Genomic DNA, 364 nt, shown 5'->3' with positions numbered 1-364 from the left:
AGTCAGCGCGCGGGAGCGGGCTGCCTTGTGGCGGCCTCGGCTTCACCTTCAGCTATGTATTGATCGATCATCCTGTGCAATTGCCGGATGCGCATCTCGCTATACCTGCCGAAATGGACAACGCCCGTTGCGGAGGCGCGAAGCCCTTCCTGAACCTGCGGAATATTGCCCATGTCCTGTTCGAATATCGTCTCAAGACCTCCTAGTCCTGTATTGGTAAATTGGTTATCAAACCCAATTTCAAGAACCGTTGCCGGCTCAGGCCGCGGACCATTCTTAGGTACACGTTTTAGTGTCCCGCTTTTTGGAGGAAACCCCCCGACTTCAGTCGGGAAGAGGCTTCAGCCGTTGCCTCGGGGAATAG

At 55.2% G+C, this 364-nt stretch carries 1 protein-coding gene; it reads left to right on the top strand.

The window, feature by feature from the left end; all coding sequences use genetic code 11:
* The coding region (locus L3X40_RS22240) for a hypothetical protein (RefSeq protein WP_237367492.1) at positions 1-206 on the top strand (206 nt) is incomplete at its 5' end.
* Positions 207-364: the final 158 nt, after the last annotated feature.

The organism is Rhizorhapis sp. SPR117, from assembly GCF_021742065.1.
Note: the sequence above shows the minus strand (reverse complement) of the source record. Positions and strands in the feature narration are given on the sequence as shown.